This is a genomic window from Cohnella cellulosilytica (genome assembly GCF_042431195.1).
GTDB classification, from domain to species: domain Bacteria; phylum Bacillota; class Bacilli; order Paenibacillales; family Paenibacillaceae; genus Cohnella; species Cohnella cellulosilytica.
This window is the reverse complement of sequence record NZ_JBHMDN010000007.1, coordinates 230,912-253,729: the sequence shown is the minus strand read 5'-3', so window position 1 is coordinate 253,729 and position 22,818 is coordinate 230,912. Positions and strand designations below refer to the sequence as shown.

The 22,818-nt window shown below is 50.3% G+C and carries 19 protein-coding genes; 17 read left to right on the top strand and 2 right to left on the bottom strand.

The features are described 5' to 3' along the window. Window positions 1–475 precede the first annotated feature (475 nt). Genes ACFFT4_RS04175 through ACFFT4_RS04165 form a run of 3 tightly spaced genes read left to right on the top strand, consistent with a single transcriptional unit; the run spans window position 476 to window position 2,146 of the window. Window positions 476–937, top strand: coding sequence for a MarR family winged helix-turn-helix transcriptional regulator (locus ACFFT4_RS04175; protein ID WP_378045323.1), 462 nt, complete (start codon window positions 476–478; stop codon window positions 935–937). A gap of 1 nt (window position 938) precedes the next feature. After that, window positions 939–1,268, top strand: coding sequence for a luciferase domain-containing protein (locus ACFFT4_RS04170; protein WP_378045321.1), 330 nt, complete (start codon window positions 939–941; stop codon window positions 1,266–1,268). After that, on the top strand, window positions 1,265–2,146 hold the full coding sequence (locus ACFFT4_RS04165) for a haloalkane dehalogenase (protein WP_378045319.1): 882 nt from the start codon (window positions 1,265–1,267) through the stop codon (window positions 2,144–2,146). Before ACFFT4_RS04170 ends, ACFFT4_RS04165 begins: the two co-directional genes overlap by 4 nt. A gap of 405 nt (window positions 2,147–2,551) precedes the next feature. Here the strand turns inward: ACFFT4_RS04165 and ACFFT4_RS04160 are convergent, their stop codons facing one another. Further along, window positions 2,552–6,799, bottom strand: coding sequence for an endo-1,4-beta-xylanase (locus ACFFT4_RS04160; protein ID WP_378045318.1), 4,248 nt, complete (start codon window positions 6,797–6,799; stop codon window positions 2,552–2,554). Between the two features lie 347 nt (window positions 6,800–7,146). Between ACFFT4_RS04160 and ACFFT4_RS04155 the strand changes: the two genes are divergently transcribed. From ACFFT4_RS04155 to ACFFT4_RS04095, 13 genes are all read left to right on the top strand, one after another. Further along, window positions 7,147–8,025 carry an AraC family transcriptional regulator gene (locus tag ACFFT4_RS04155; protein WP_378045316.1) on the top strand — a complete coding sequence of 293 codons (879 nt, stop codon included), beginning with the start codon at window positions 7,147–7,149 and terminating at the stop codon, window positions 8,023–8,025. 67 nt (window positions 8,026–8,092) lie between these two features. Further along, complete coding sequence (locus ACFFT4_RS04150; protein WP_378045315.1) at window positions 8,093–9,319, top strand: phosphoenolpyruvate hydrolase family protein; 1,227 nt, start codon at window positions 8,093–8,095, stop codon at window positions 9,317–9,319. A gap of 134 nt (window positions 9,320–9,453) precedes the next feature. Then, window positions 9,454–10,218 carry a phosphoenolpyruvate hydrolase family protein gene (locus ACFFT4_RS04145; protein ID WP_378045313.1) on the top strand — a complete coding sequence of 255 codons (765 nt, stop codon included), beginning with the start codon at window positions 9,454–9,456 and terminating at the stop codon, window positions 10,216–10,218. A gap of 14 nt (window positions 10,219–10,232) precedes the next feature. Then, window positions 10,233–10,568, top strand: coding sequence for a cupin domain-containing protein (locus ACFFT4_RS04140; protein WP_378045311.1), 336 nt, complete (start codon window positions 10,233–10,235; stop codon window positions 10,566–10,568). Between the two features lie 5 nt (window positions 10,569–10,573). Next, window positions 10,574–11,587: a Gfo/Idh/MocA family protein gene (locus tag ACFFT4_RS04135; protein WP_378045310.1), complete on the top strand. Its 1,014-nt coding sequence runs from the start codon at window positions 10,574–10,576 to the stop codon at window positions 11,585–11,587. Window positions 11,588–11,727: 140 nt separating this feature from the next. Further along, a complete protein-coding gene (locus ACFFT4_RS04130; RefSeq protein ID WP_378045309.1) occupies window positions 11,728–12,978 on the top strand; it encodes a Tm-1-like ATP-binding domain-containing protein in 1,251 nt (416 codons plus the stop codon). 25 nt (window positions 12,979–13,003) lie between these two features. After that, window positions 13,004–13,840, top strand: a complete 837-nt coding sequence (locus ACFFT4_RS04125) for a phosphoenolpyruvate hydrolase family protein (RefSeq protein ID WP_378045307.1) — start codon at window positions 13,004–13,006, stop codon at window positions 13,838–13,840. A 462-nt stretch (window positions 13,841–14,302) separates the two neighbouring features. Further along, window positions 14,303–14,668 (top strand): hypothetical protein, encoded by a 366-nt coding sequence (locus ACFFT4_RS04120; RefSeq protein ID WP_378045306.1) that lies wholly within the window; start codon window positions 14,303–14,305, stop codon window positions 14,666–14,668. 211 nt (window positions 14,669–14,879) lie between these two features. Beyond that, entirely contained in the window at window positions 14,880–15,857 is a 978-nt protein-coding gene (locus tag ACFFT4_RS04115; protein ID WP_378045305.1) for a restriction endonuclease, read from the top strand. A gap of 367 nt (window positions 15,858–16,224) precedes the next feature. Beyond that, a complete protein-coding gene (locus ACFFT4_RS04110; RefSeq protein ID WP_378045304.1) occupies window positions 16,225–18,432 on the top strand; it encodes an McrB family protein in 2,208 nt (735 codons plus the stop codon). Then, complete coding sequence (locus tag ACFFT4_RS04105) at window positions 18,404–20,824, top strand: DUF2357 domain-containing protein (RefSeq protein ID WP_378045302.1); 2,421 nt, start codon at window positions 18,404–18,406, stop codon at window positions 20,822–20,824. The genes ACFFT4_RS04110 and ACFFT4_RS04105 overlap by 29 nt, the downstream gene beginning before the upstream one ends. Next, the gene (gene mutT, locus ACFFT4_RS04100; protein WP_378045300.1) at window positions 20,817–21,218 is read left to right on the top strand and encodes an 8-oxo-dGTP diphosphatase MutT; all 402 of its coding nucleotides are present in this window, start codon (window positions 20,817–20,819) and stop codon (window positions 21,216–21,218) included. The genes ACFFT4_RS04105 and mutT overlap by 8 nt, the downstream gene beginning before the upstream one ends. Beyond that, entirely contained in the window at window positions 21,208–21,834 is a 627-nt protein-coding gene (locus tag ACFFT4_RS04095; protein WP_378045298.1) for a restriction endonuclease, read from the top strand. Before mutT ends, ACFFT4_RS04095 begins: the two co-directional genes overlap by 11 nt. Before the next feature lie 61 nt (window positions 21,835–21,895). On the opposite strand, the gene ACFFT4_RS04090 is transcribed toward ACFFT4_RS04095, so the two are convergent. Beyond that, the gene (locus ACFFT4_RS04090; RefSeq protein ID WP_378045296.1) at window positions 21,896–22,237 is read right to left on the bottom strand and encodes a helix-turn-helix domain-containing protein; all 342 of its coding nucleotides are present in this window, start codon (window positions 22,235–22,237) and stop codon (window positions 21,896–21,898) included. A 182-nt stretch (window positions 22,238–22,419) separates the two neighbouring features. Here ACFFT4_RS04090 and ACFFT4_RS04085 point away from each other — a divergent pair, with 182 nt between their 5' ends. Continuing rightward, window positions 22,420–22,755: a LytTR family DNA-binding domain-containing protein gene (locus ACFFT4_RS04085; RefSeq protein WP_378045294.1), complete on the top strand. Its 336-nt coding sequence runs from the start codon at window positions 22,420–22,422 to the stop codon at window positions 22,753–22,755. Window positions 22,756–22,818 lie beyond the last annotated feature (63 nt).

The following is a 22,818-nucleotide window of genomic DNA, read 5'->3' as shown; positions in this document are numbered from 1 at the left end:
TCGCGTATTCAGGGAGCTGAAAAATAAAACAAAATAAATTTTCCTCCAATTACCCCAAACTCCCCTCGGTTTTTTGTAGCCAACATGTAGCCAAAAGGGATAATTCGGGGTAATTTTGCTCAAATCAGCTTAACATCAATTAACACGATCCGAACCCGAAAAGCCGTATGAAATAAGGATTCCCGGCACTGTTCAACAAAAAGTAAAACCAGTTAAAGCGTCAAAAGCAGGGGTTCGACTCCCCTCGCCTCCACCATACTTACTAAAAACGAACACAATATATAGTTGGTGGATGTGCAGTTACAGTTTGGTTTAGTTAATAAAAAGGACAGCTAAGGGTGATTTAGAGGCCCCTTAGCTGTCCTTTTATTAATATGCTCAGGCTATATTTTAAAAAATAGTTGCAATAACATCCTATTGGGTGTATCGTGAAATTAGTTGCAATAACATCCTATTGGGATAGGGGGCGGATAATTTGACCGAACATTGGAGATCGAATGACAAAAGCTCAACGGAATCGCACGGACAATACATTTCGGCCATCTATCGCCATATGCAGATATTGATCTCAGCCGAGCTGGCGCCGTATCGAATCGGAAGCGGACAGTATATTTTTCTTATGGCGATTGCGTTTCAGCAACCAATCACTCAGAAGGCGCTAAGCGAGAAACTGCTCATTGACAAAACAACTACCGCCAAGGCGATTGCCAAGTTGGAAGCAGAAGGTTACGTACGGAGGGAAGCCGATCCCGTCGATAACCGCTATCATCTGCTCTATTTGACGGACACGGGACGCGAGGTGGTGCCTAAGGTACAGGAAGCACTGGCCCGCGTTAAGAAGAAAACCCGGAAAGGTATTACCGATGAGGAGTATGACTTGTTAGTAAGCCTGCTGAAAATCGTGCTTCGGAATTTGACCGAGCAGGAGGAGACATAAGATGAGCGGGTACGAGGGAGCAGACTTGACGGAAGAGCTCTTAACTTGGGCTTGCGTTACAAAGCAACCTCATCGGTTCGGAGGGGTAGAATTTCAGCTGAACGGTACAGAAATCGGACATCTTCACGGCAATCACTTATTCGACCTGCTTCTGCCGAAATCCGAACGCGACCGGTGGATCGAAGATGGCAAGGCAAGACCGCATCATATGTATCCCGATTCTGGCTGGGTATCCGTTTATTTGAATACCGAGCAAGATGTCGCTTATGCCATTGAAATCGCACGTTCTAAATATGATCAAATAAAATTGAAGGGTGAGATGAAAAATTGATTAATAACGAGGCATTCCCTTATGAGAAAAAGCGCAAACAAGTATTTGGGTTGGAGATGGCCTATGTGGAGGAAGGATGCGGTGACCCGATCGTCTTCCTGCACGGCAATCCAGCATCCTCCTATCTCTGGCGCAACATTATTCCTTATGCCCAGAAATTTGGTCGCTGCATTGCACCTGATCTCATTGGAATGGGCGATTCCGCAAAGCTTCCGGACAGCGGGCCTCACGCGTACACCTTTGCTGATCACCGCCACTATCTTGACGAGCTGCTCAATCAGCTTGGCGTGACCGAACGTGTAACTTTCGTGGTGCACGACTGGGGATCGGCACTGGGCTTCGATTGGAGTAAGCGCCATCCCGGCACGGTCAAGGGCATCGCTTACATGGAGGCAATCATTAAGCCGCGCAGTTGGAGTGAAATTCCGGAGAATGGACGAAAAATCTTCCAGACGCTCCGGACGCCGGAAGGGGAGCGAATGGTGCTAGAGCAAAATTCGTTCATTGAGTTCAACTTGCCGGTCAACATATTGCGCAAGCTGACGGATGAAGAGATGGAACAGTACCGTCGACCGTTCCTGGAGCCGGGCGAAAGCCGCCGTCCAACGCTCAGTTGGACACGCCAACTTCCGTTTGACGGAGATCCGGCTGATGTAACGGAGATTGTCACTGAGTATGGAGAATGGCTGGCGCAAAGCGCTGTTCCCAAACTATTCATTCAATGCGATCCCGGCTTATTGCCGCAATCCCACATCGATTTCTGCCGTACATGGCCATCGCAGACCGAAGTTACTGTGCCAGGCCGCCACTATCCCCAAGAAGACGCACCCGATGAAGTTGGCGAAGCGCTTGCCGGATGGCTGAAAAATTTGGATTAACGTTACGTTTAACGAATGGTAGGGTGGACAAATGAGCCCCTCGAAGCTATTTCATTGTTCCGCTAGTGGGAAACGATAGTGCCACGGAGAAAGGCTTATTGTTCGTAAGTCCATGTATGAGAAACTTCAAGCACTTGAAAATGAGAGTGAAAACTTGGAGAAACAGCTTGCAGTTGCAGAGTTATTCGAAGTAAGCATCCCCTGACCCGAAATGATGAAAAGTATCGTGCCAAGTTGGTTAACGTATTCGTCAATTCCATATATCTGTACGATGACGAGGTTGTGTGGGGGTCGTTTTTAGATAAGGACGCGCCACCATAACTAACCCCCTCTCTTGCTCACTCGGAGCAAAGGGAGGGGGTTAAATTTTTAGAGGCTATTACTTGTCACACTCGACCGAATAGCTTACAAATCAAGCCCCAGGTCAAGCACGATGTTCAGCATCCGCATGATGATTACGACCGACTGGTCGCGGGTAGCGGTGGCGTTCGGTGCGAATTGGCCGTCGCCGATACCGTTCACGATGCCTGCTTGGCTGAGCTGGTTGATATACTCCGCTGCCCAGCTGCCTCCGATATCGGAGAACTTCGTTCCGCTAGCCGCGCTCATATTCATAATACGAGCCAGGATTGCAGCCATCTCCGCACGGGTGATCTCTTGATCGGGATTAAACGCGCCCTTGCTTGTACCGTTGGCAATGCCTGCACGATGCAAGGCTCTGATGTAGGCATCCGCCCAGTGACCATTCGTATCGGAGAAGGAACCGTCCTCTCCTGTTATATCCATGCCTAACGCATTGACCATCATCTCGGCGAATTCAGCTCGTGTTACAGGATTCGAACCTTTGAACTCACTGTTAGGCTCGCCTTTGACAATACCAAGCTGCGAAGCCAGCTGTACAGCCTTGGCAGACCAGTGCGCAGCAGGTACGTCGGAGAAGTTGATCGGCTGGTTCGCTTGCAGCGCTTGCTGCACGGCAGCTTTCATTTGTTCCGCGTCTACAAGCTTACTATTCAACAAGGGCTTCTCCGGAGTTGGTGTCTGCTCCGTAGAGCCGGAATTCTCCGCTCCAGAGCCAGAATCCCCTTCAGAACCGGATTCCGTTCCAGCGCTGGATTCCGTCCCTGAGCCGGAGCCGCTCGCCGGTGTCGAATCCGATGAGGTATAGCGCGTCACCCTGATTTTCAGATCGGCAGAGTTGCCGCCACTGAATACGAAGGTCAAAACATCGTTGTTCGACAATGTCGCCAGATAGCTCTTCTTGATTGTCACGACTTGCGTACCGTTCGCCGAAGCGGCTGCCGCGCTGTAGTCTCTGTCTGCAACCAGCGCAGCATCGCCCTTCATGATTGCTCTGAGCGCGTTGCCCTTCAAGGTTACGTTCACCCTGGCGTCGGATTGCGAATTCGTGTAGAACGTTGCTGTTGTTGGCGAAATTGCGGAATTCTCGTGATCCCCTAAGCCTATAACTGTCCAGAATGCCTCCTTGGGCCTATAGCTGTTGTCGAACAGCACAGGCATACCTGAACCGCGCCAGCTTTGAATGTCGGCCTTGCCCCAGAACGTAATGCGGTCGATGGAATCGGCATACTTCTTGTAAATAGTAAACAAAGTGCCATACAGCTCTGCTTGCTGCTCTTGTTTCGCTTCGTCAAGGTGATAATTGTTATTTTTCGCGAAAGGAATGTCAAGCTCGGAAACACTGATTCTTAAGCCCGCTTGAATGAAGCGTTCGATTGTGGTTTCAACTTCCGTTATGTCAACATCAGGGTCCTGACCCACCCAGAAGTGTGATTGCATGCCAACGCCTTCGATCAGCTTACGGGCTTGATCGGTGTTTCTGGAATCGGTCTCCCACTTCGCGTTAAGGCTTTCAGCCATTTGCGCGATCTGCTCGTACTTGTAGGTTTCGTTGTAGTCGTTGTAATAAAGCATCGCGTCGGGGTCGACCAAGCGGGCGGCTACAAACGCATCGTAGATATAATCCGCGCCGCTTTCGCCTTGGTTCGGGTCGGCGCCGTTGGCATAAGCGATATACCAAGGCGAATCTTTACGCAAGCCTGTTGTCCAGTCGCTGCCGTCAAAGTTCTGGGTCGCGTCGCTAAACGCTTCGTTGACAACATCCCATGAAATGACCTGACCTTTGAAATGCTCCGCTACGTTAGCGATATAGCTTTCAAGGTTCGCTTTCGCGCTTTCGCGGTTTGCGGCATCGCCTTTATTCAGCCACGCAGGGGATTGCTGGTGCCATACAAGCGTGTGCCCGTGAACGGCTATGTTGTTCGTCTTTGCCCAATCGATCAGCTTGTCGGCTACGGTGTAGTCGTAAGTGTCTTTTGCTTTGGAAATGTTTTCAGGCTTCATGATGTTTTCAGGCGTAACTACGTTATATTGGGCCTTAAACATGTTTTCGGTTTGCTCGATAACGGTATCCTTTTTCAGTGCCTGGTCTGCCTGATCATTCTCTTGACCCCAAGGCGTCGCGTTGGCATCGCCGCCCCAACCAAGAATATTACCGATCAAGAAATATTGGCTGTAAGCGTCTTTAAGGGACGGAAGGGCTAAATCCCACTTGGATTCCGGCCATACGTAATCGTCAGGGATAAACGGATCGTCTGTGTTTGACCATTCAACCAGAACATTGTCGGTATCATCGGTAATTTTGATGCTATTGATTGTAAAATCGTTGCTGCCTGCCGTTCCGCGAATAGCCAGGTTGCCGATAAGCCCATCGGCAGGCTCGCTGCCGCTCATTACGAAGTCAACGGCATAGTCTAACGTTTCTCCCTTATTTACGCCGCTTGTGAATGAACCCGGAACGGTCGTCGCTATTGTTCCGGCCGCGTACGAATAAGCCGCGTCGCTTACAACAGCGGCATCCGCTCCGGTGTAACCGCCGTTTTCGTTCCCTGCAATCCAACGCACCCGATAACCGGTTGCGCCTGTTGACGTAGCGTTAAACGTAAGGTGATATTTCGCGTCTTTAACGGGCGTGAAGGCTACCGCATCGTCCTCCGTACTGGAGGAGAATGGCCATTGTGTCCTGTCTAAGCCTAAAATAATATTTACGCCTGACCATCCGTCTCCCTTTGTCGTTGACGATACATGAATGCCGGGAACGGTCGATAAAGGTTTGCGTGGCATTTCAATTCCGCCTTTAACTTCGATGATAAGGCTGTCGATTACAAAACTCGTCAGACCCTCGCTGGCTTGTATTCTGAGATCATCGCTTGCATCCCATTCGTCTTCGTAGTCTAATGTGAAGCTTGCGGTTGCGTCAACCGATGTAATTTCACCAGCGCTTGAATGATTTAAAGCAATTTTCGCACCGCTCGGTATAGTAACGCCATCCGGGATATGCCCGGCTAATTTAACGTTATACGCTGCATTTTCTACCAACCCTAACGCGGCGGCTTTAACATCGATGGCATCCCAACTGTTTACACGATTAGAGATTTCAAGCGCTATTGTGCCGTCGGTATTTGATATTCGGCTGAGCGTAGGACCGCCGGCTTTTTGCAGATAAGCGGTTCCGCCATTCGTCATAATGTCGACAAGCCCGGGATCTTCTTGAAGATCGTAGGCTACAACAACCTTATCCGAAGCCGGGGGCGGGTCCGTTGGGGGTGTTGAAGCGTTAATGCTAAGAACAGTGGTTAATGCGGCCGTCCCGCTTTGCGTAAAGCCGCCAACCGTTTGATCGTCAAAGTTGGCTTCGTAGACAACCGTACCGACCTCGTCTTTAACCACAAAATTGTTAATGTAGTAAGTAATATTCTTGGCGTCCGTAGCTCCGCCATCGCCGGCTTTAACAAACTGAATTTGCTCGCCGCTTTCCGCTAAATAGGTATAGGTCGCTGTGTAGGAGGTCCAAGCGGGGCTAGCGGCGCTTAAAGACTCTGTGTTTTTAATCCAGTTGTAGTTCCCGCTGGTTTGTAAAATAATGCCCGCCACATCTTGATCGGGGGTGTATAAGTCATAGGAAAAGGTGTAGGTGGAGTCGGCCACGAGGTTCAAGCCGCTTGCCCCTGTGTCAATTTGCAGACCGTCCCATTGATTCCCGCCTGTAGTTTGAATCTTTAAGAAATAATCCGGCGCTACCGCGGATAATGTCGCCGTTCCGCTTTGCGTAAAGCCGCCAACCGTTTGATCTTCAAAGTCGGCTTTGTAGACAACCGTGTCGCTCTCGTCTTTAACAACAAAATTGTCGATGTAGTAAGTGATATTCTTGGTGTCCGTAGCTCCGCCATCGCCGGCTTTAACAAACTGAATCTGCTCGCCGCTTTCCGCTAAATAGGTATAGGTCGCTGTGTAGGAAGTCCAAGCGGGGCTTGCGGCGCTTAAAGAATCCGTGTTTTTAATCCAGTTGTAGTTCCCGCTGGTTTGTAAAATAATGCCCGCCACATCTTGATCGGGGGTGTATAAGTCATAAGAAAAGGTGTAGGTGGAGTCGGCAACAAGGTTTAAACCGTCTGCCCCTGTGCTTATTTGCAGACCGTCCCACTGTTTCCCTCCTGCTGTCTCAACTTTTAAAACATAATTCCCATTGTCGGAGCCTCCAGCCGCACTCGCCTTCTGCACGGTCCCAAACTGCGGCAAAAACAACGTAACCGCAAACCCTAACATCAGAATCTGCTTAAACCGCTTTTTCATCGTATTACTTTCCCCTCCCCAAATAGGATACAGCAGCCTCCCGGCATTCGCCGAGGCTTGCGGCACAAATCTGTAATCGCTTACAAAATTGGTGATAATCTATGTATATCAGAAAAATGCAGGGATTGCCTTGCAGTACGCGCACAATAGATATCATGCCGGCAAGAGGGCTCCCGGAGGGGATGCGCCAGTTGCTAATGCATGCTCAAAAATATAGAATAGCACTAAAGGTGCGATCGCTTTCAAGGGATATATCCAGAGAAGATTAGCCTTGCAATAGATGCACGAGAGATCTCATGTTCGCGCGGAAGGGAACTCTGGCCGCATGGATGGGATGGGGGAAACCTATGAAGTCCATGGATCAAATCAATAGTGCGATTGATTATGTTGAAGCCCATATTACGGAGGAAATCGACCTGCAGCAGGTCGCGAGAAGGGCGTGCTGCTCGGTATATCATTTTCAACGGATGTTTTCCTATATAACGGATATCTCGCTCTCCGAATATATTCGCCGCAGGAGGCTGACGCTGGCAGCTTTCGAGCTGCGAGAGGGCGGGGAGAAAGTGATCGACGTAGCTGTCAAGTACGGGTATCAGTCGCCGGAGGCTTTCTCTCGGGCATTCAAAAGTATGCATGGCGTCATGCCCACGATGGCGCGGAACCCAAGCACGCCTCTCAAAGCTTATCCCAAGCTCTCCTTTCACATGTTCGTTGATGGCGAAAGCGAGATCAAGTACCAGATCATGGAGAAGCCGGCTTTCGAGGTATGCGGGATTAAGACGGATATCGTCGCCGATCCGGAGCGGATGCACGCCCAGATCACCAAGTTTTGGGAGGATCATATCGACAGCGGCGTCGTGGGTCAATTCCACCGCGATATCGGACTGGACTATAATACGCCGCTTAACGCGGCGCTTTTCAATTATTCGCCGAGTATGTTCTCCTACATGATCTGTTACGATTCGCCAAGCGACGGCGTGCCTGCCGGATATTTCGCGTTGTCCGTTCCGTCGCTTACATGGGCGGTATTCTTTACCGCTAAACATCCCGGTCATCTGACCACAAGAGTTGTTCGCCGCATGCGCGAGCGTATTTTCCTGGAGTGGTTCCCAACGTCCGGCTACACGCAAGCTGTGGGGCCGGAGTTCGAGATGTTCAGCAGGGACAATGAAAACTTTGTGGTGGAGGTATGGATTCCGATTGCGAAATCGGATACTTTTCTATAGAGTCTATCGGTTGGCAAATGAAATCAAGCTTCGGCGAATTATGGATTTGAAAGGCAGTTGAGTCAGCATGCTGGCGCGCGAACAAATAGCGGATCGATTAAGGGCTCGAATCCGGACCTCCGGACACCTGATTGGCGTGGCTGCGGGCAACGGGGCGGTCGCGAAATATGCGATCCAAGGAGGGGCCGATTTTATTCTGGCCCTGACCTCGGGAAGGTTCAGGCAGATGGGCAGAAGCTCGTTGGCGGGCATGCTTCCGTTTGCGAACGGGAACGAGCTGGTTATGCAGTTCGCGGTGCAGGAAATCGTTCCTTTGGTCGAGGGGGCACTTCCTGTCCTATTTGGTCTGTGTGCCAGCGATCCGACGATTCATCCGGAGCGGTATATGGATAAAATTATCGGTCATGGCTTTTCCGGCATTACCAACTATCCTTCGGTAGGGGTGATCGACGGACAGCTGCGCGAAGCGTTGGAAGAAGCGGGGCTGGGGTATCGGAACGAGATCGAGGCCATTCGGATCGCGCATCGCAAAAACCTGTTTACGATCGCTTTCGTGTTCGACGGCGAACAGGCGGAGCAGATGGCTGCGGCAGGAGCGGACGTGATCTGCGCCAACCTCGGACTCACCAAAGGGGGAGAGCTCGGCGCCAAAAAAGTGCTGTCCCTGGAAGCGGGCGTACGGCTCGCCAACCAAATATTCAGCCGCGTCGACGAGACCAATCGGCATGCGCTCAAAATACTGACCGGAGGACCGATCAGCACGCCTCTCGATTTGCAATACATGTACGATAATACGCCTGCAGTCGGATACGTGGGTGGATCGTCGCTGGAGAGAATTCCATCCGAGCAGTTCATTACCGATCGCATCATCGAATTCAAGGATACGGGAGACTCCCGAAAAGATAAATTGCTGCAGAAAATGCTGGACGGCGTGCAGAAGCATTACGACTACGTTGAATTCGTTAAAGAATACGTCTCGGAAAATTACATGAACGAAATCTCCTTCCACGAATTGGCGTTGGTGGCTCATGTATCGAGAACGTATTTGAGCACACTCTTCAAGAGAACCGTCGGCTGTACGTTCCCGGAGTATCTGGCGAAGTTCAGAATCGGCAAATCGATTGAAATCATGAAGCAGAGGCGCGTCCCTCTATCGGAAATCTCCAATCTGGTCGGATTTAACGACTATGCTCACTTCAGCAAAACCTTCAAAAAAATCACGGGTCTATCCCCCAAGGAATTCCGCAGCAGCCTCTCCGGCACGACCTTTCCGAGCGAACCCCTCCCCGAGTAAGCGCAGGTGATAAAGGCGGTTGCGCTCCTAACATTTATCCATGAAAAACGAACATATAGACATTTGTTTCCGTACAAGCTGTCATTATAATTACCTCAAGAAACGAATTGAGGGGGGAGCGGGAGGATACGAAGATGCCGTATACGCGCAAAGAAGTGCTGAGCCGATTGAGGCAGGAAGCGGCGGGCGGCAAAATCATTGTCGGCGTGTCGGCGGGCACGGGAGATTCGGCCAAGGCCGCCGAAGCCGGCGGGGCGGACTTGATCGTCGTGTACAATTCCGACGGGTATAAGATGCCTGGCGGCAATCTTTTGGCAGGACTGCTTCCCTACGGCGATGCGAACGGGATCGTCGCAGACTTGGGCCGCGAAGTGCTGCCGGCTGCCGGAATGACTCCCGTTATCGCAGGCGTATGCGGTACCGACCCGTTCCGGATCATGGATGTGTATCTGAAGCAGCTTAAGGAGCAAGGCTTTTCGGGCGTTCAGAACTTTCCGACGGTGGGATTGTATGACGGAGCTTTCCGGGCGAACCTGGAGGAAGCGGGTATGGGCTATGCCTTGGAAGTGGAGATGATCGGCAAGGCGCGCAGGCTTGACCTGTTTACTTGTCCGTTTGTGTTCAACAGAGAAGAGGCCAGAAGCATGGCGGCTGCCGGGGCCGATTGTCTCGTCGTCCATCTGGGCCTGATTACGAACGGACCGATTGGCATACGCAAGGCGCAGACGTTTGACGACGGCCTCCGGACGCTTCGGGAGATTGGCGATGCCGCACGGTCGGAGAATCCCGAGCTGATCGTCATGTGCTACGGCGGTCCTATGGCCGAACCCGAGCAAGCCAGGCAGGCAGTCGCACAGATGGACGGGCTTCACGGTTATTTTGACATTCCAACACTATGAAGAGGTGAACCGACTTGCCGGTTATAAGCGTGAAGGATCAGGAGAACTATCCGGACTGGAGCGAATTCAGCCACTACGGGATTAACTATTTAAAGGTTGGCCAGGAGGTACCGCTGCACTATCACGACTGCAACGAATATTGGGTAATCGTGAGTGGCAGAGGCATCTGCACGACAGAAGGCGATACGTACGAGATTGGACCCGGGGACCTGGTGCTGACCAAGCAAGGAGACGAGCATTCGCTCGTCGTGACGGAGGAAATGGCGGCCGTGTACATTTACGGAATCATGCCTCCGGGAGGCACGACCGGTTACCGTTACCGAAACCAGACACAAGAAAGCGGAGAGTGAGCGACGTGAGCGTAAAATTGAAACTGATCCAAGCCGGCATCGGCGGACACGGCCAAGGCGTGGCGCGTCACTTCGTGTATCCGTCGCCTGATTTTGCATTTGCAGGCGTCATCGATCTGAACCCGGATGCGCTGCGGGCGGCCGGAGCCGAATTCGGCATTCCGGAGAATCGTCTCTATACGGACTATCGCACCGCTTTCGCGGAAGCGGGCGCCGATGCGGTGCTGATCGAAGTGTACTCGCCGGCCCATTATGAAATCGCCAAGAGCGCGCTGGAGCACGGCCTGCACGTGCTGATCGAGAAGCCGTTTACGCTGACGCTCGCCGATGCGCGCGATCTCGTTGATCTGGCGAAGAAGCAGGAACGCAACATCATGATCAATCAGAACTATCGTTTTAATACGTTGGTGATGACGCTTAAGAGGACGCTTGCGAATGGGGCGCTCGGCAAGCTGCTGTTCGCCGAATCCCGTTTCTTTCGCTACCATGACGGCAAACCGTATCAGCGTGCGATGGATAACTACATTTTGCTGGAAATGTCCGTGCATCATATTGACATGATCCGTTTCCTGCTCGATACGGATATCGTTGCCGTGAACGGCCGGACCTGGAACGATCCCGACAGCGGTTATCAGGGCGATCCGCACGTGCAGGCGGCGTACGACACGGAAGCGGGCGTGCCGGTATTTTATCTTAGCAGCTTGTTGGGGCAGGGCGTTCCCGATCCTTGGGAAGGCATCTGGAGGTTCCAATTCGAGAAGGGCTCGGTTCATCTGGACGACCGGGGAGATGGATATGGCGTGTATGTCGCCGATGCGGAGCAGAACATCGTGAAGGCGAGTCCGGTGGCGAGCGACAAGGACGGCATTCACGGCGTACTGGCAGAATTCGCCGCATCGATCCGGGAGAGAAGGCAGCCGGCTGTCTCCGGCGAAGACAATTTGCGCACGCTTGCGGCGCTGCTGGCAACGGCTCAATCATCGCGCGAAGGCAGGACGGTTCGGCTGGACGAGCTGTAATCGGTGCTGACCGGCGTCACCGTGAAGTTGGTAGTGGAAGCGTGAGTCTGGGGAGATATTCTTAGACAGGATGAAGGAATCGGAAGAGGCCGCTTATATCGGTTTATCTTGGGGAGGCGTTAACAATCGCGGATTCAATTGTGCTCGTGTGCGCCCTGGATACGAAAGGCGAGGAGGCGGCTTATGTGAAGTCGCTGCTCGCAGAAGCCGGGCTGAATGTGCGAGTATTGGACAGCGGCGTGTTGGGGCGGCCCGCGTTCTCCCCGGATATCTCCGCCGAGGATACGGCTTTCGCGGGTGGAGTCAAGCTCGCGGAGCTGGCGGCCCGCCGCGATCGCGGAGAAGCGGTCGCAGCGATGATGCGGGGAGCCGCTGCGATTGTCGCCAAGCTTCATGACGAAGGGGAGGTAGCCGGCATCATCGGGCTTGGCGGCAGCGCCGGGACGTCGGTCGGCACCGCGGCCATGCGCGCGCTGCCGCTGGGCATACCGAAGGTGATGGTGACGACGATGGCATCGGGCAATACGCGGCCTTTCGTCGGTCAATCGGATATTACGATGATGAATTCGATCGTCGATATTTCCGGGCTTAACCGCATCTCTCGCGAGATGCTCGGCAATGCCGTGTATGCGCTTATCGGCATGGTCCAGGGGAGAAGAGAGGCGGAGCGGCGGGAACGCGAAAGGGCGGCGGCAGGCGCTGCAGGTGCCGCTTTGCCGGATAAGCCGCTGATTGCCGCTTCGATGTTCGGCGTGACGACGCTATGCGTGGATGCCGCGCGCGCGTACCTTGAACAGCACGGCTACGAGGTGCTGGTGTTCCACGGGACTGGCGTTGGCGGCGCGACGATGGAGAGTCTGATTCACACCGGTTATTTCGCCGGAGTGATCGATATTACAACCAGCGAGCTGGCGGACGATGTGGCGGGCGGACTGCTCGGCGCCGGCCCGGAGCGGCTCACAATGGCGGGCCGAAGCGGAGTGCCGCAAGTCGTCTCCGTCGGCGCGGCCGACATGGCCAATTTCGGTCCGCCGGACACGGTGCCGCCGCATCTGCGGGCAAACCGCCTACTGCATCGGCATAATCCAAACATTACGCTGATGCGGACCAACTCGGAAGAGAATCGGCGGCTCGGAGAGCTGATCGCCGCCAAGCTGAACAGCGGATCGTACCCGGCCCGGACGGCCGTTTACCTGCCGCTTCGCGGCGTATCCTCTATGGACGCCCCAGGCGAGCCGTTTCACGGGCCTGAAGAGGACGAGGCCTTGTTCTCGACCATTCGTGCCGGCCTGCGCAAGGATATTGAGCTTGTCGAGATGGATTGCCACATCAATGACGAATCGTTCGCTCTGGCGATGGCCCGCAAGCTGGTCGAACTGATCGAGAAATAATAAAGAGGTTGGAGGAGGGAACGCCATGCCTTATACGAGACAACAAATCCTGGAACGTCTGCGCGCGAGAATTCAAGACGGCCTTCCGATTATCGGAGCCGGAGCGGGAACCGGCATTTCCGCCAAGAGCGCCGAAGCCGGAGGCATCGATCTGATCATCATCTATAATTCCGGTCGCTTCCGCATGGCCGGACGAGGCTCGGTCGCCGGGATGCTGCCCTATGGCGACGCGAATCAGATCGTCGTCGAGATGGGCGCAGAGGTGCTGCCCGTCGTGAAGAACACGCCGGTGCTGGCAGGGGTTTGCGGGACGGACCCGTTCCGCAGCATGAACCATTTTCTTAAGCAGATTAAGGAAATGGGATTTTCCGGGGTGCAGAATTATCCGACCGTTGCCTATTTCGAAGGCGCCGCGAGACAGGATATGGAGGATACCGGATTCAGCTACGACCTGGAAGTCGAGATGGTCGGATTGGCGCGCGAAATGGATCTGTTCACCGCGCCATATGTCTATAACGAGATCGAGGCGACCAAGATGGCTAACGCCGGAGCGGATATGCTCGTCGCGCATATGGGCCTTACGGCCAAGGGATCGATCGGCGCGAAGAACGTGCAGACGCTCGACGCATGCGTAGCCAAGATCGAAGCGATCCGCGAAGCCGCACGGGCCGTCAATCCCGAAGTGCTCGTCATCTGCCATGGCGGCCCGATCTCCGAGCCGGCCGATCTGTCCTACATTCTATCCAAAGTACCCGGCCTCGACGGCTTCTTCGGCGCTTCCAGCATCGAACGCCTGGCGACGGAGCGGGCCATTCGAGACCTCGTGATGGAATTTAAGCAGGTCAGCAAACCGTTCGCGTAATACGCGTGTGGGGAAGAGCCGTGCGCAAGTTTTGCGTGTTGGTCATTTTGGGCGTTGTCGTAGGGGGAGGGATGCTGGTCCCCTGCCCAAATACAGCGCGTTCGGTGTGACCGTACGTTTGGCGACTTGGACACTCACCAGTTTCAGTGTCGCGGAGAGACTGGTTTATCGGTGTTATCCGAATGGAATGGAGTCATTTTGTTCGTCTTAAATTATGTTGGAGTCGTGGCCGGCTATCGTGTCTATTCTTCCGCACCATCCGCTTGAGGATGGTGTTTTTGCTATGGATGGTAAACAATCCCTTTGGACAAAGTTTCTTTGTTATAATGGGAAAAACGATATTATTCCATCGGCAACGCTTGACCAATGATGAATGTTCAATATTAATTTCTTGAGAGATAAGATTTTTTCAAAGAGCATTTGTATTGTGAATATTACCTGGAAATTGGCTGGTGAATCTAAATGACCGAGAAGTTTTGGTTAGTGGTACAGTATCCTTTGAAAAGCGCAAAAGGCAGCCAACGCGACAACTGGTTAAGAGATAAGGTCATGGAATACTTGGAGATATCTCTAGCAGATGCTAATTTAGGCCATGTTGATGGCTTTGATATGGGGAAATGTATCTCCGACCCCCAAAAATATGCGCTTAATATATTTTGCGTCATTACCGAAGAAGAACGGAGTATAGCCTTGGTAAAAAAGGTTTTAAGAGAGAGCAGGCTTGATTATACCCGTATACAAATTGCCACAATGCCCCATGGAAAAGCAGAAGAAACTTATACTTTGAAATATGCTTACAAGAAGGGGGTTACTGATTTCTTTCTATAGCACGGACCAGATTTGTATTTTAATGTATATTCAATCGTTATGTTGCCGCATTGCTATTCAGGTATTGAGTTAATTACCTAAATTAGTAAGGATTAAGTGTAAGTGAAATAGCATATGTTATATGGCTTCATTTTGCATGACATGTTTCTACTGGCCAAGCTAGCTAACGCCTTAGTATGCATGAATAATAACAGTCGAGGAGCTGAGAGTTATGAATAAATGGTGGATGGTACGGGCGGGGGATACTAACGAACTTATTCCTAAGTGGTTAACTCATCAGGTAGCATCTATAGGCTGGTCTGATCTTGGTGATCCCAAACAATTCGCTTCAAAAGAAAAACTTGTAGAAAAGGCCAACTTGGTATATTCAGATGAAAAACCAGGCACACGTTTATCTTGGGTTGGCCAAGTATGGAGGTTTTTTCGTGAGATTGAGATCAATGACCGAGTTATCACGTATTCAAAGGAAACAAGAGAATATATTATAGGCACGGTTACACAAGCTCACCAGTATCGTCCTGATATAGTTGACTCTTACTATCCTAATGTTATTTCGGTTTTCTGGGAGTCAAAGAAAATATCTAGAGATCTTCTATCCCAAGGGGCGAAGAATTCTCTAGGAGGCATTCTCACGGTATTCCGAGTTGACAATTGGGGAACTGAACTTTTAGGTTTATTGGGAGACACCTGCACTCTACAGCCAAATGCAAACGAGGAACAAGAGATCAACTATCAGGACTTTATAGAACAAGCTAAGACAATGGTTGAGGACCTAGTAGACCGACTGGATCCATGGCAGATGCAAGATTTAGTTGCGGGACTACTTCAAGCCATGGGGTATCAAGTGGCAGTTAGTCCTAAAGGACCTGATGGTGGAGTAGATATCTTGGCACATCGAGATGCATTCGGATTTGAAAAGCCAATTATCAAAGTTCAGGTAAAGCACAGACATGCCGCTACTGGTGGGCCTGAAGTGCAACAACTCTTGGGTGCGAATCCACAGGGGGGCAGCTGCTTATTTGTATCTACTGGGGGTTTCACTGTTGCGGCAAGATCATCTGCTCAACATAATGGTGTCAAATTGTTAGACTTAACAGGAATAGTTGAATTAATTAATGAATGGTACGATAAGATGCCAGTGGACAAGCAGGCGTTAATACCTTTGAAGAGGATTTATGTGCCGTCATAAGAATATCGATTAGGAGAATTGCAATGAAGCGCATTCCGAAATAGATAATTAAACCAAAATCAAATGATTAGTCGAAGAGATATTGTTATCAAATGGTTGAACGAGAGAATATCATTCGGGATATTTATTGCTTTGTGCTTTGCAAATCTTGTATTAGTTTCTTGTGACGAAAAGTTACCCCATTCTTATTTTTCTACTGATGATTCCAATAAGCTTTCTGTACTTGTTAGGCCAAGGGAATTACTAAGCTATTTTCGCATTATCGGACTCTCATGGTTTTGACTACTTGCAGGAACCCCATACCACTTTGTCGAAATTGTAGGTAAATTGTCTTTCTCCTACATCTTCCAGACAAGGTGGTTTCTTCATGAGCTTACCAGCCGAGTTGTCCGGTGTTTTTACTCATAAACAGAAGTCGTATCAAATGGTACTGATCATCGCTCTCCTACAGGAAATGAGTCAAACAAATCAGCGCGAGGTTTCCTTGGAGAACGTGAAGGAACGCTTTTTGGCGTCCTTGCAGGGACGGGAAGAGCAGCGGAAACTAGTTGATAAACCAATAAATAACATCCCTCGGTGGGCCGACGTTAAAATGGCGGAAATCACGCAAATCATTAATACACCAATTTCCGCACTCAATAACATATTGGAAGTGAATCCTCAACAGCAAACCATCGGATTTATCGAACGCCTCTATAGCACGTGGGATCAGGAGGTTTTGAGTGAGTTGTATGGCCATGCCGAACAAGAATTAGAACAATATTATCAGCGTCAAGCTTCGGACTTCACAATCAGAGGCGCTCTCTTGAACGTTTTGACTAAGTATCCAGAAGCTAGACGTGAGCCTCTAAAAAACAACTCCTTAGGCATGTACGTTCGACAACAGATCCCCACCGGCATACGAGGGTATTCGTTCATTCACGATGACTCGAATTTAAAGGTTAAGGCATCGGTTGGAAATGGCGTCTGGGCAGCAGTTCCATGGATAGCGATTATGGATCGTAGAATAACGGAATCTACGCAAAACGGCGAGTATATCGTGTATTTATTTGCGGAGGACATGAGTGCGGTATATCTGACGTTAGCACAAGGGGTCACGGAGCCGAAAAAGAGCGGCAAACTTGAAGCATATAAATATCTACGTAACAAAGTTCAAGAAATCCGGACGATGATTCCCTTAGAAGATCTCCAAAAGGACGAAGAGATTTATCTCACCTCAGATGGATTAGGTGCCGACTATCAAGTGTCTACGGTAGCTTACTACAAGTACAACCGGGACAACCTGCCGACGGAAGAACAGCTTGCCGCCGATCTTGAAAATTTGGTCGACAACTACAAGCAATATGTTCATATGATACTTCAATCCAAGGATGGTCAGGAGAATTCCACGATGGCTGAAGCTCAACCGCACATGCCGAATTTAAGCACAAGCGAACGACTGACGGCTGTAAAAGCTTATATTCGTCAAAGAGGCTTTTCTTTCCCAGATCGCTTGGTTGACAACTTCTACCTCTCCCTAAAAACAAAGCCTTTCGTCATTCTGGCCGGAGTGTCCGGGACCGGAAAAACCAAGCTCGTTCAACTCTTTGCCGAGGCGATCGGGGCAACCAGCGAGAACGGACAATACACCTTGATTCCGGTAAGGCCGGATTGGAGCGACCCGTCTGACTTGATCGGTTACAAAGACCTCAGCGATCGTTTTCGACCGGGGCCTCTTACCGACGTGCTAGTGAAGGCATCCGAACTGGCCAATCGAGATAAGCCGTTTTTCGTCTGTCTGGACGAGATGAATTTGGCACGAGTAGAGCATTATTTTAGCGATATGTTGAGTATTCTGGAGACCCAAAAACGGAGAGAAGATCGCATCGTTACCGATGAACTGATTCGCCCATCTTCACTAGCGAGTGAAGAGGACCGCTCTAAGTACGGTCGACTCCACATTCCGGATAACGTGTACTTGATCGGAACCGTCAACATGGACGAAACCACGCACCCGTTCAGCAAAAAGGTGTTGGATCGCGCCAATACGATCGAATTTAATGAGATCAAATTGGATGAGTACCCATCTTTAAGCACTAATGAAGTTACGTCTCATCAGGCCCCTAACGACTTCTTGCGCTCAAATTATCTGCAATTAGTCGATGCTTACCACGGTGCAACGATCCCTACTATTGAAAACACAACAAGCGAATTGGTCCGCATCAACGGTATCCTCGAATCTATTCATTCTCACGTCGGCTTTCGAATTCGAGATGCTATTTGCTTCTACCTGATCTATAACGAACAAGCCGGATTACTGACTAACGACGAAGCGTTCGATTTCCAATTGCTACAGAAGATCTTGCCGCGTATCCAAGGAAGCAACCGTTCGGTGAAACGAGTTCTGCTTCAGTTGTTGGAGATCGCGCTGGGTAAGAGGCTTTCGAAAGGCGAGTTGGAGGACGATGCCTCCGAATTGTGGAGCAACGTGGCCAAGACGATCGAGTCGGCCAAGTATCGGCACAGCGCGCAAAAAATCGTATATATGCTACGGAGGTTAGACGAGGATGGCTTCACCTCCTACTGGCTCTCCTAATCGAACTGTTGAGTTACTTCGCATTAAATCGAACTGGTTTCAGCTTTATTTGCAAGGGAAACCTTATCTCCCAACCGTAGAGACTTTGCAGCTTCATCGGCAAGAGTCTGCTTGGGTAGAGGCGCGGATGCTACCGCAGTCTCTGACCTCGGATCTGGAGATTCAAGCCACTGAACGGTATTCACCCAAAACCGGACAGCTCATCAGTTGGGAAATAGGGGAAGCTTGTTCGCCGTTGTTCTACGAATCGCAAACATACGAACTGGTCATTGAGTTGGAGGCCGATATCCCGCTAACCTTCTATCACGACCATGTTTCTTTGCGAGATGCGGTACTGCTCAAAGGGAAGCGGCTGTTAACGGGATTGCTAAATTTTCAAAGCGAGGTTGGCTATACCGAATTGGAGTTAAGGTTACATGGGGAACCGGTCTTTCGGCTGCAGTTGGAGATTTTTCCTTCGAAAATGGACTATAGGAAGGACTACGAAGCGATCTTGCATGACGTGAACGAACAGATCTATAACCTGTCGTTCGATTTTTTGCGTAAGACTTACAGTTTAACGGGATTAAAAGAGACGTCCAACCAAAGTCTAACCGAATTTTTCGTTATCCTACAAGCACTATTCCAACAACTCGTTCATCACGTCGAGCGGATTGAACATGCTCCACATCACCGCCTTCGTGTAGAAAATCGCATGGTCGACTCGTCGCGGGTAAAGAAAGCCGGGAGCTCTAATGTCGCCTTTCTTTCGAAGCGACCACACCTGCTGGCCCCGACCGAGGGACAGGCTCTATTTCGTATACAAAATAAAGGTTATATGCCAACGCATGTACTTGAAACGAAGAGACAAGTGGACTACGATACACCGGAAAATCGGTTCGTTCGTTGGGTGCTTCTACGAATCCAGCAACGCCTGAAAAGCATGAAACAGCTACTTAACAAGAAGGACCGGGCGCCAGACCCTGTGCTACAAGCTAAACTTAATCGGATGCAAGCAAAGCTGCAACGGCTGTTGAAGTTTGATTTTCTACGCGTAGGGGACATGAGTCAGCTCTCAATCTCGCTAGTCTTACAAATGGCTCCGGGCTATCGTGAAGTGTATCGAAGCTACCTGACTCTCTTGAATGGCCTGTTTATTCAAAACAATTTGTTTAAGTTGTCGCTAAAGGATGTGGCCCAGCTTTACGAATATTGGTGCTTCTTGAAAATCCACGATTTACTCAGCCGAAAATACGAGCTTGTGAAGCAAAACGCGATCAAGCTAGACCGAGGCGGACTCTTCGTAACGTTGAATCGGACACAGAGCGCGCGAATGGTTTATCGAAATCCGAGCAACGGCGAGGTGTTCACGTTATACTACAACGCTCTGCCATCCGGAGATCGGAGCCAGACGGTGTCCCAACGACCGGACAATGTCCTTACGCTCAAGAAGCAGGATTCCCGTTTGGAATACAAATATATTTTCGATGCGAAGTACAAAATAAATCCGGCTTACGAAGGGACGCCCTATAAGAGGGATTACAGTACTCCGGGTCCGCAAGAAGAAGACATCAACACAATGCATCGTTATAGGGACGCCATCGTATATGAATCGAACGGCGATCGCCAGCAATTCGAACGAACCATGTTCGGGGCGTATGTCCTATTCCCTTATTCGAACGAGGAAGAATATCGGGAGCACCCTTTTTACCGGAGCATAGAGCTCGTGAACGTTGGGGCGCTGCCCTTTTTGCCAAGTGCGACTTCGCTTGTCGAGAAGTTCCTGGACGATCTGATCCTGGATAGCCCGGAAAAGGCATTCGAGCGTGCCACGCAGCCCAGCGGAACGAAGGATTATTATACCGAGCAACTGGCAGGGAAAACAGTTCTCGTCGGATCGTTAAGCCACAAAGATCAACTGAATGAGCTGAGGGAGCAGCGCTTTTATCACGTACCGCTACGTCAATTTGCGAACCATGCGGATTTGGCGAAGCTCAAAGTTGTGGCGATTTACCAATCTATTGATAAATTCGGACGTCAGAACGCAGGTGTGTACCTGTACGGCCGGATTAAAGCGTGGAGCGTCCTTCCTCGTGATCAGATCGTTGAAATCCAATCCCGTAGAAAAGCGACGACCGAGCTTTACGTCAAGTTTGACGTGGAGGAGTGGCTGCCCAGAAACAAGCCAATTCTGCCCGGCGGACATGGGATTAAAAGTGCCTTACTCACGTCGGAGCACATCTTTAACCGAGCCGAAGAAATCGCGGAGCTACGGCTAGATTCGGAAGATGAGCTTCGAGAGTGGAGAGAAAAGCGTCGCAGGGGGAAAGTCAGGGTCACTTGGGATGACTATCACTTGGACAGAGCTAACCAATTAAACGAGTTAATCTTAGAAGGTGAACAGCATGATTGAAGTGATCGCGGCCATCATCGAAAACGAGCACGGGCAAGTCCTGATCGCGAGACGCAAGAAGGGGAAGTCCCAAGAAGGCTTATGGGAATTCCCCGGAGGCAAGTTGGAACCAGGCGAGTCGCCGGAGGCGTGTTTGATCCGGGAACTGAAGGAGGAGATGAACATTCGGATCGAACCGTACGAGCGATTCGGAGTGAACGAACACGACTACGGAACTATTCAGATTCGGTTAACCGCCTACAAGGCCAGGTACATTCAAGGCGACATTCGATTAGTTGATCACGATGACTATCGGTGGGTTGCGAAGGCGGAGCTAGATAAGTTCGAATGGGCCCCCGCGGATGTTCCTTTTATTGAAAAACTAAAACCGGAGGAGACGACGCATGAGACTTGAGGCCATCTCATTTGAAGGGTTGGAATTCCCGTTTCCTCCCGTCCTTAAATGGTTCATAATTGGCATAATCGTACTTACGATTGTAGCAGCCATGCTGCAACCTGCGAAAAAACAGAGAAAAAGAAAACGTAAGACTATAGCTAAGAGAAGCGTTTCGAAAGCCAGTGGAACTCCTAACCAGAGAAAATCCAGTGCTTGTCGTCCAGATGAAGTAATTCTCTCTCTTCCGTTAAACCAATTGGGCTGGGCAGAATTTGAGCGGCTTCTTGCTTTATATTTTCGTGATAATGGGTATGTTGTACGTGAGGTCGGCGTTGGAGGGAAGGATGGAGGCGTTGATCTGGTCATCATCGACCAAAGAGGCGAGAAAACGGCTGTGCAAGCGAAATGCTATTCGGACCGAAACAATGTAGGTCCTAGCGTCATTCGTGAGTTAAGTACGGCTAAAAGAAACCATGATTGCATATTATCCCTGCTCGTAACGGCTTCGGATCTAACAGTAGAGGCAAGAAAAGAAGCCGATCAATTCCGCGTCGATTACTGGCATGGAGCTCTTCTGGAAGACAAGCTGAGAAGATGGGGAAAATGGAGTCCGGGGAAGAAGCGAAGAGCATAAAATAACCCTTATAAAAACAAAACTCTGACCACACAAGGTCAGAGTTTTTTGATGGAGTGAGTTATTTTTTCCCCGCGTTGTTCTCCAAATGTCCAAACATCACCCTTATCACATCTAAAGCCATCTGTTTCTCTTTGACCGAACGGTTTATAAACAGCTGCCTGATTTGATCAATAAAGTTATCATCGCCCGGTACGAGGGAGTCAAGAAGAAGATAATCGATCGTAACGCCCAAACTCTTAGCTAATTTAACAAGAGTTTCAAGAGTCGGAGAGCGCTCCCCTCTTTCGATTTGGCCAATATAAGCATCAGAGACTCCTATCCTCTCGGCAAGCTGCTCTTGGGTCAAAGAAAGCTTCTTTCTTTCCGTTCGAATCCTTTGCCCCAACATCGAGTTATCCATGACAACCCTCCTCTGTACCTACAGTAGAGAAACTAAGACGAAGATTTAATATACTATTTGTTTTATTTATATTTACTGTTAGTTTTGTAATGGATAAAATTAATGAGATGAATACCGTGAGCGAGTGATTTTACCATCTTAACCGATGGCAATCACTTTATTCGTTGGGACAAGGGGGAGTCATGATGTTATCGCTGGTGGATTCGAACGGAGACGTTTGTTTGGTAAGTATCCAGGACATGGTGTACTTGCAGATGAACGGTCGCGAGGGGCTCCAATTCTATACGGATAACGGCATATACAAAGCATTAACGGCAACAAAGGATTGGGCAACCTTTTTGCAAGACAAGGGTTTTCTCCAGTTGGATCGAGGAACGATTGTGAATGTAAAGAAAGTAGCGGCTTATAACTCGGAATTAAGAGTGGTAACGGTACCCACTTCAGAAGGTAACGTCTTGCTACCCGTCGCGGAGAAGGTTCAGAGGCAAATCAAAAAGCTGCTGCTGGCTCGAGAGTAGAGGAAGAGATGAATATCAAGACTTGCCACACAAGCGCCATCAGGACGGAACAGCTCTAAGACA

Bases quoted from the DNA above. Each gene is read 5' to 3' on its own strand.
- ACFFT4_RS04170 (WP_378045321.1), top strand. From the start codon at position 939: ATGAGCGGGTACGAGGGAGCAGACTTGACGGAAGAGCTCTTAACTTGG.
- ACFFT4_RS04160 (WP_378045318.1), bottom strand. From the start codon at position 6,799: ATGAAAAAGCGGTTTAAGCAGATTCTGATGTTAGGGTTTGCGGTTACG.
- ACFFT4_RS04155 (WP_378045316.1), top strand. From the start codon at position 7,147: ATGAAGTCCATGGATCAAATCAATAGTGCGATTGATTATGTTGAAGCC.
- ACFFT4_RS04150 (WP_378045315.1), top strand. From the start codon at position 8,093: ATGCTGGCGCGCGAACAAATAGCGGATCGATTAAGGGCTCGAATCCGG.
- ACFFT4_RS04145 (WP_378045313.1), top strand. From the start codon at position 9,454: ATGCCGTATACGCGCAAAGAAGTGCTGAGCCGATTGAGGCAGGAAGCG.
- ACFFT4_RS04125 (WP_378045307.1), top strand. From the start codon at position 13,004: ATGCCTTATACGAGACAACAAATCCTGGAACGTCTGCGCGCGAGAATT.
- ACFFT4_RS04120 (WP_378045306.1), top strand. From the start codon at position 14,303: ATGACCGAGAAGTTTTGGTTAGTGGTACAGTATCCTTTGAAAAGCGCA.
- ACFFT4_RS04115 (WP_378045305.1), top strand. From the start codon at position 14,880: ATGAATAAATGGTGGATGGTACGGGCGGGGGATACTAACGAACTTATT.
- ACFFT4_RS04110 (WP_378045304.1), top strand. From the start codon at position 16,225: ATGAGCTTACCAGCCGAGTTGTCCGGTGTTTTTACTCATAAACAGAAG.
- ACFFT4_RS04105 (WP_378045302.1), top strand. From the start codon at position 18,404: ATGGCTTCACCTCCTACTGGCTCTCCTAATCGAACTGTTGAGTTACTT.
- mutT (WP_378045300.1), top strand. From the start codon at position 20,817: ATGATTGAAGTGATCGCGGCCATCATCGAAAACGAGCACGGGCAAGTC.
- ACFFT4_RS04095 (WP_378045298.1), top strand. From the start codon at position 21,208: ATGAGACTTGAGGCCATCTCATTTGAAGGGTTGGAATTCCCGTTTCCT.
- ACFFT4_RS04090 (WP_378045296.1), bottom strand. From the start codon at position 22,237: ATGGATAACTCGATGTTGGGGCAAAGGATTCGAACGGAAAGAAAGAAG.
- ACFFT4_RS04085 (WP_378045294.1), top strand. From the start codon at position 22,420: ATGATGTTATCGCTGGTGGATTCGAACGGAGACGTTTGTTTGGTAAGT.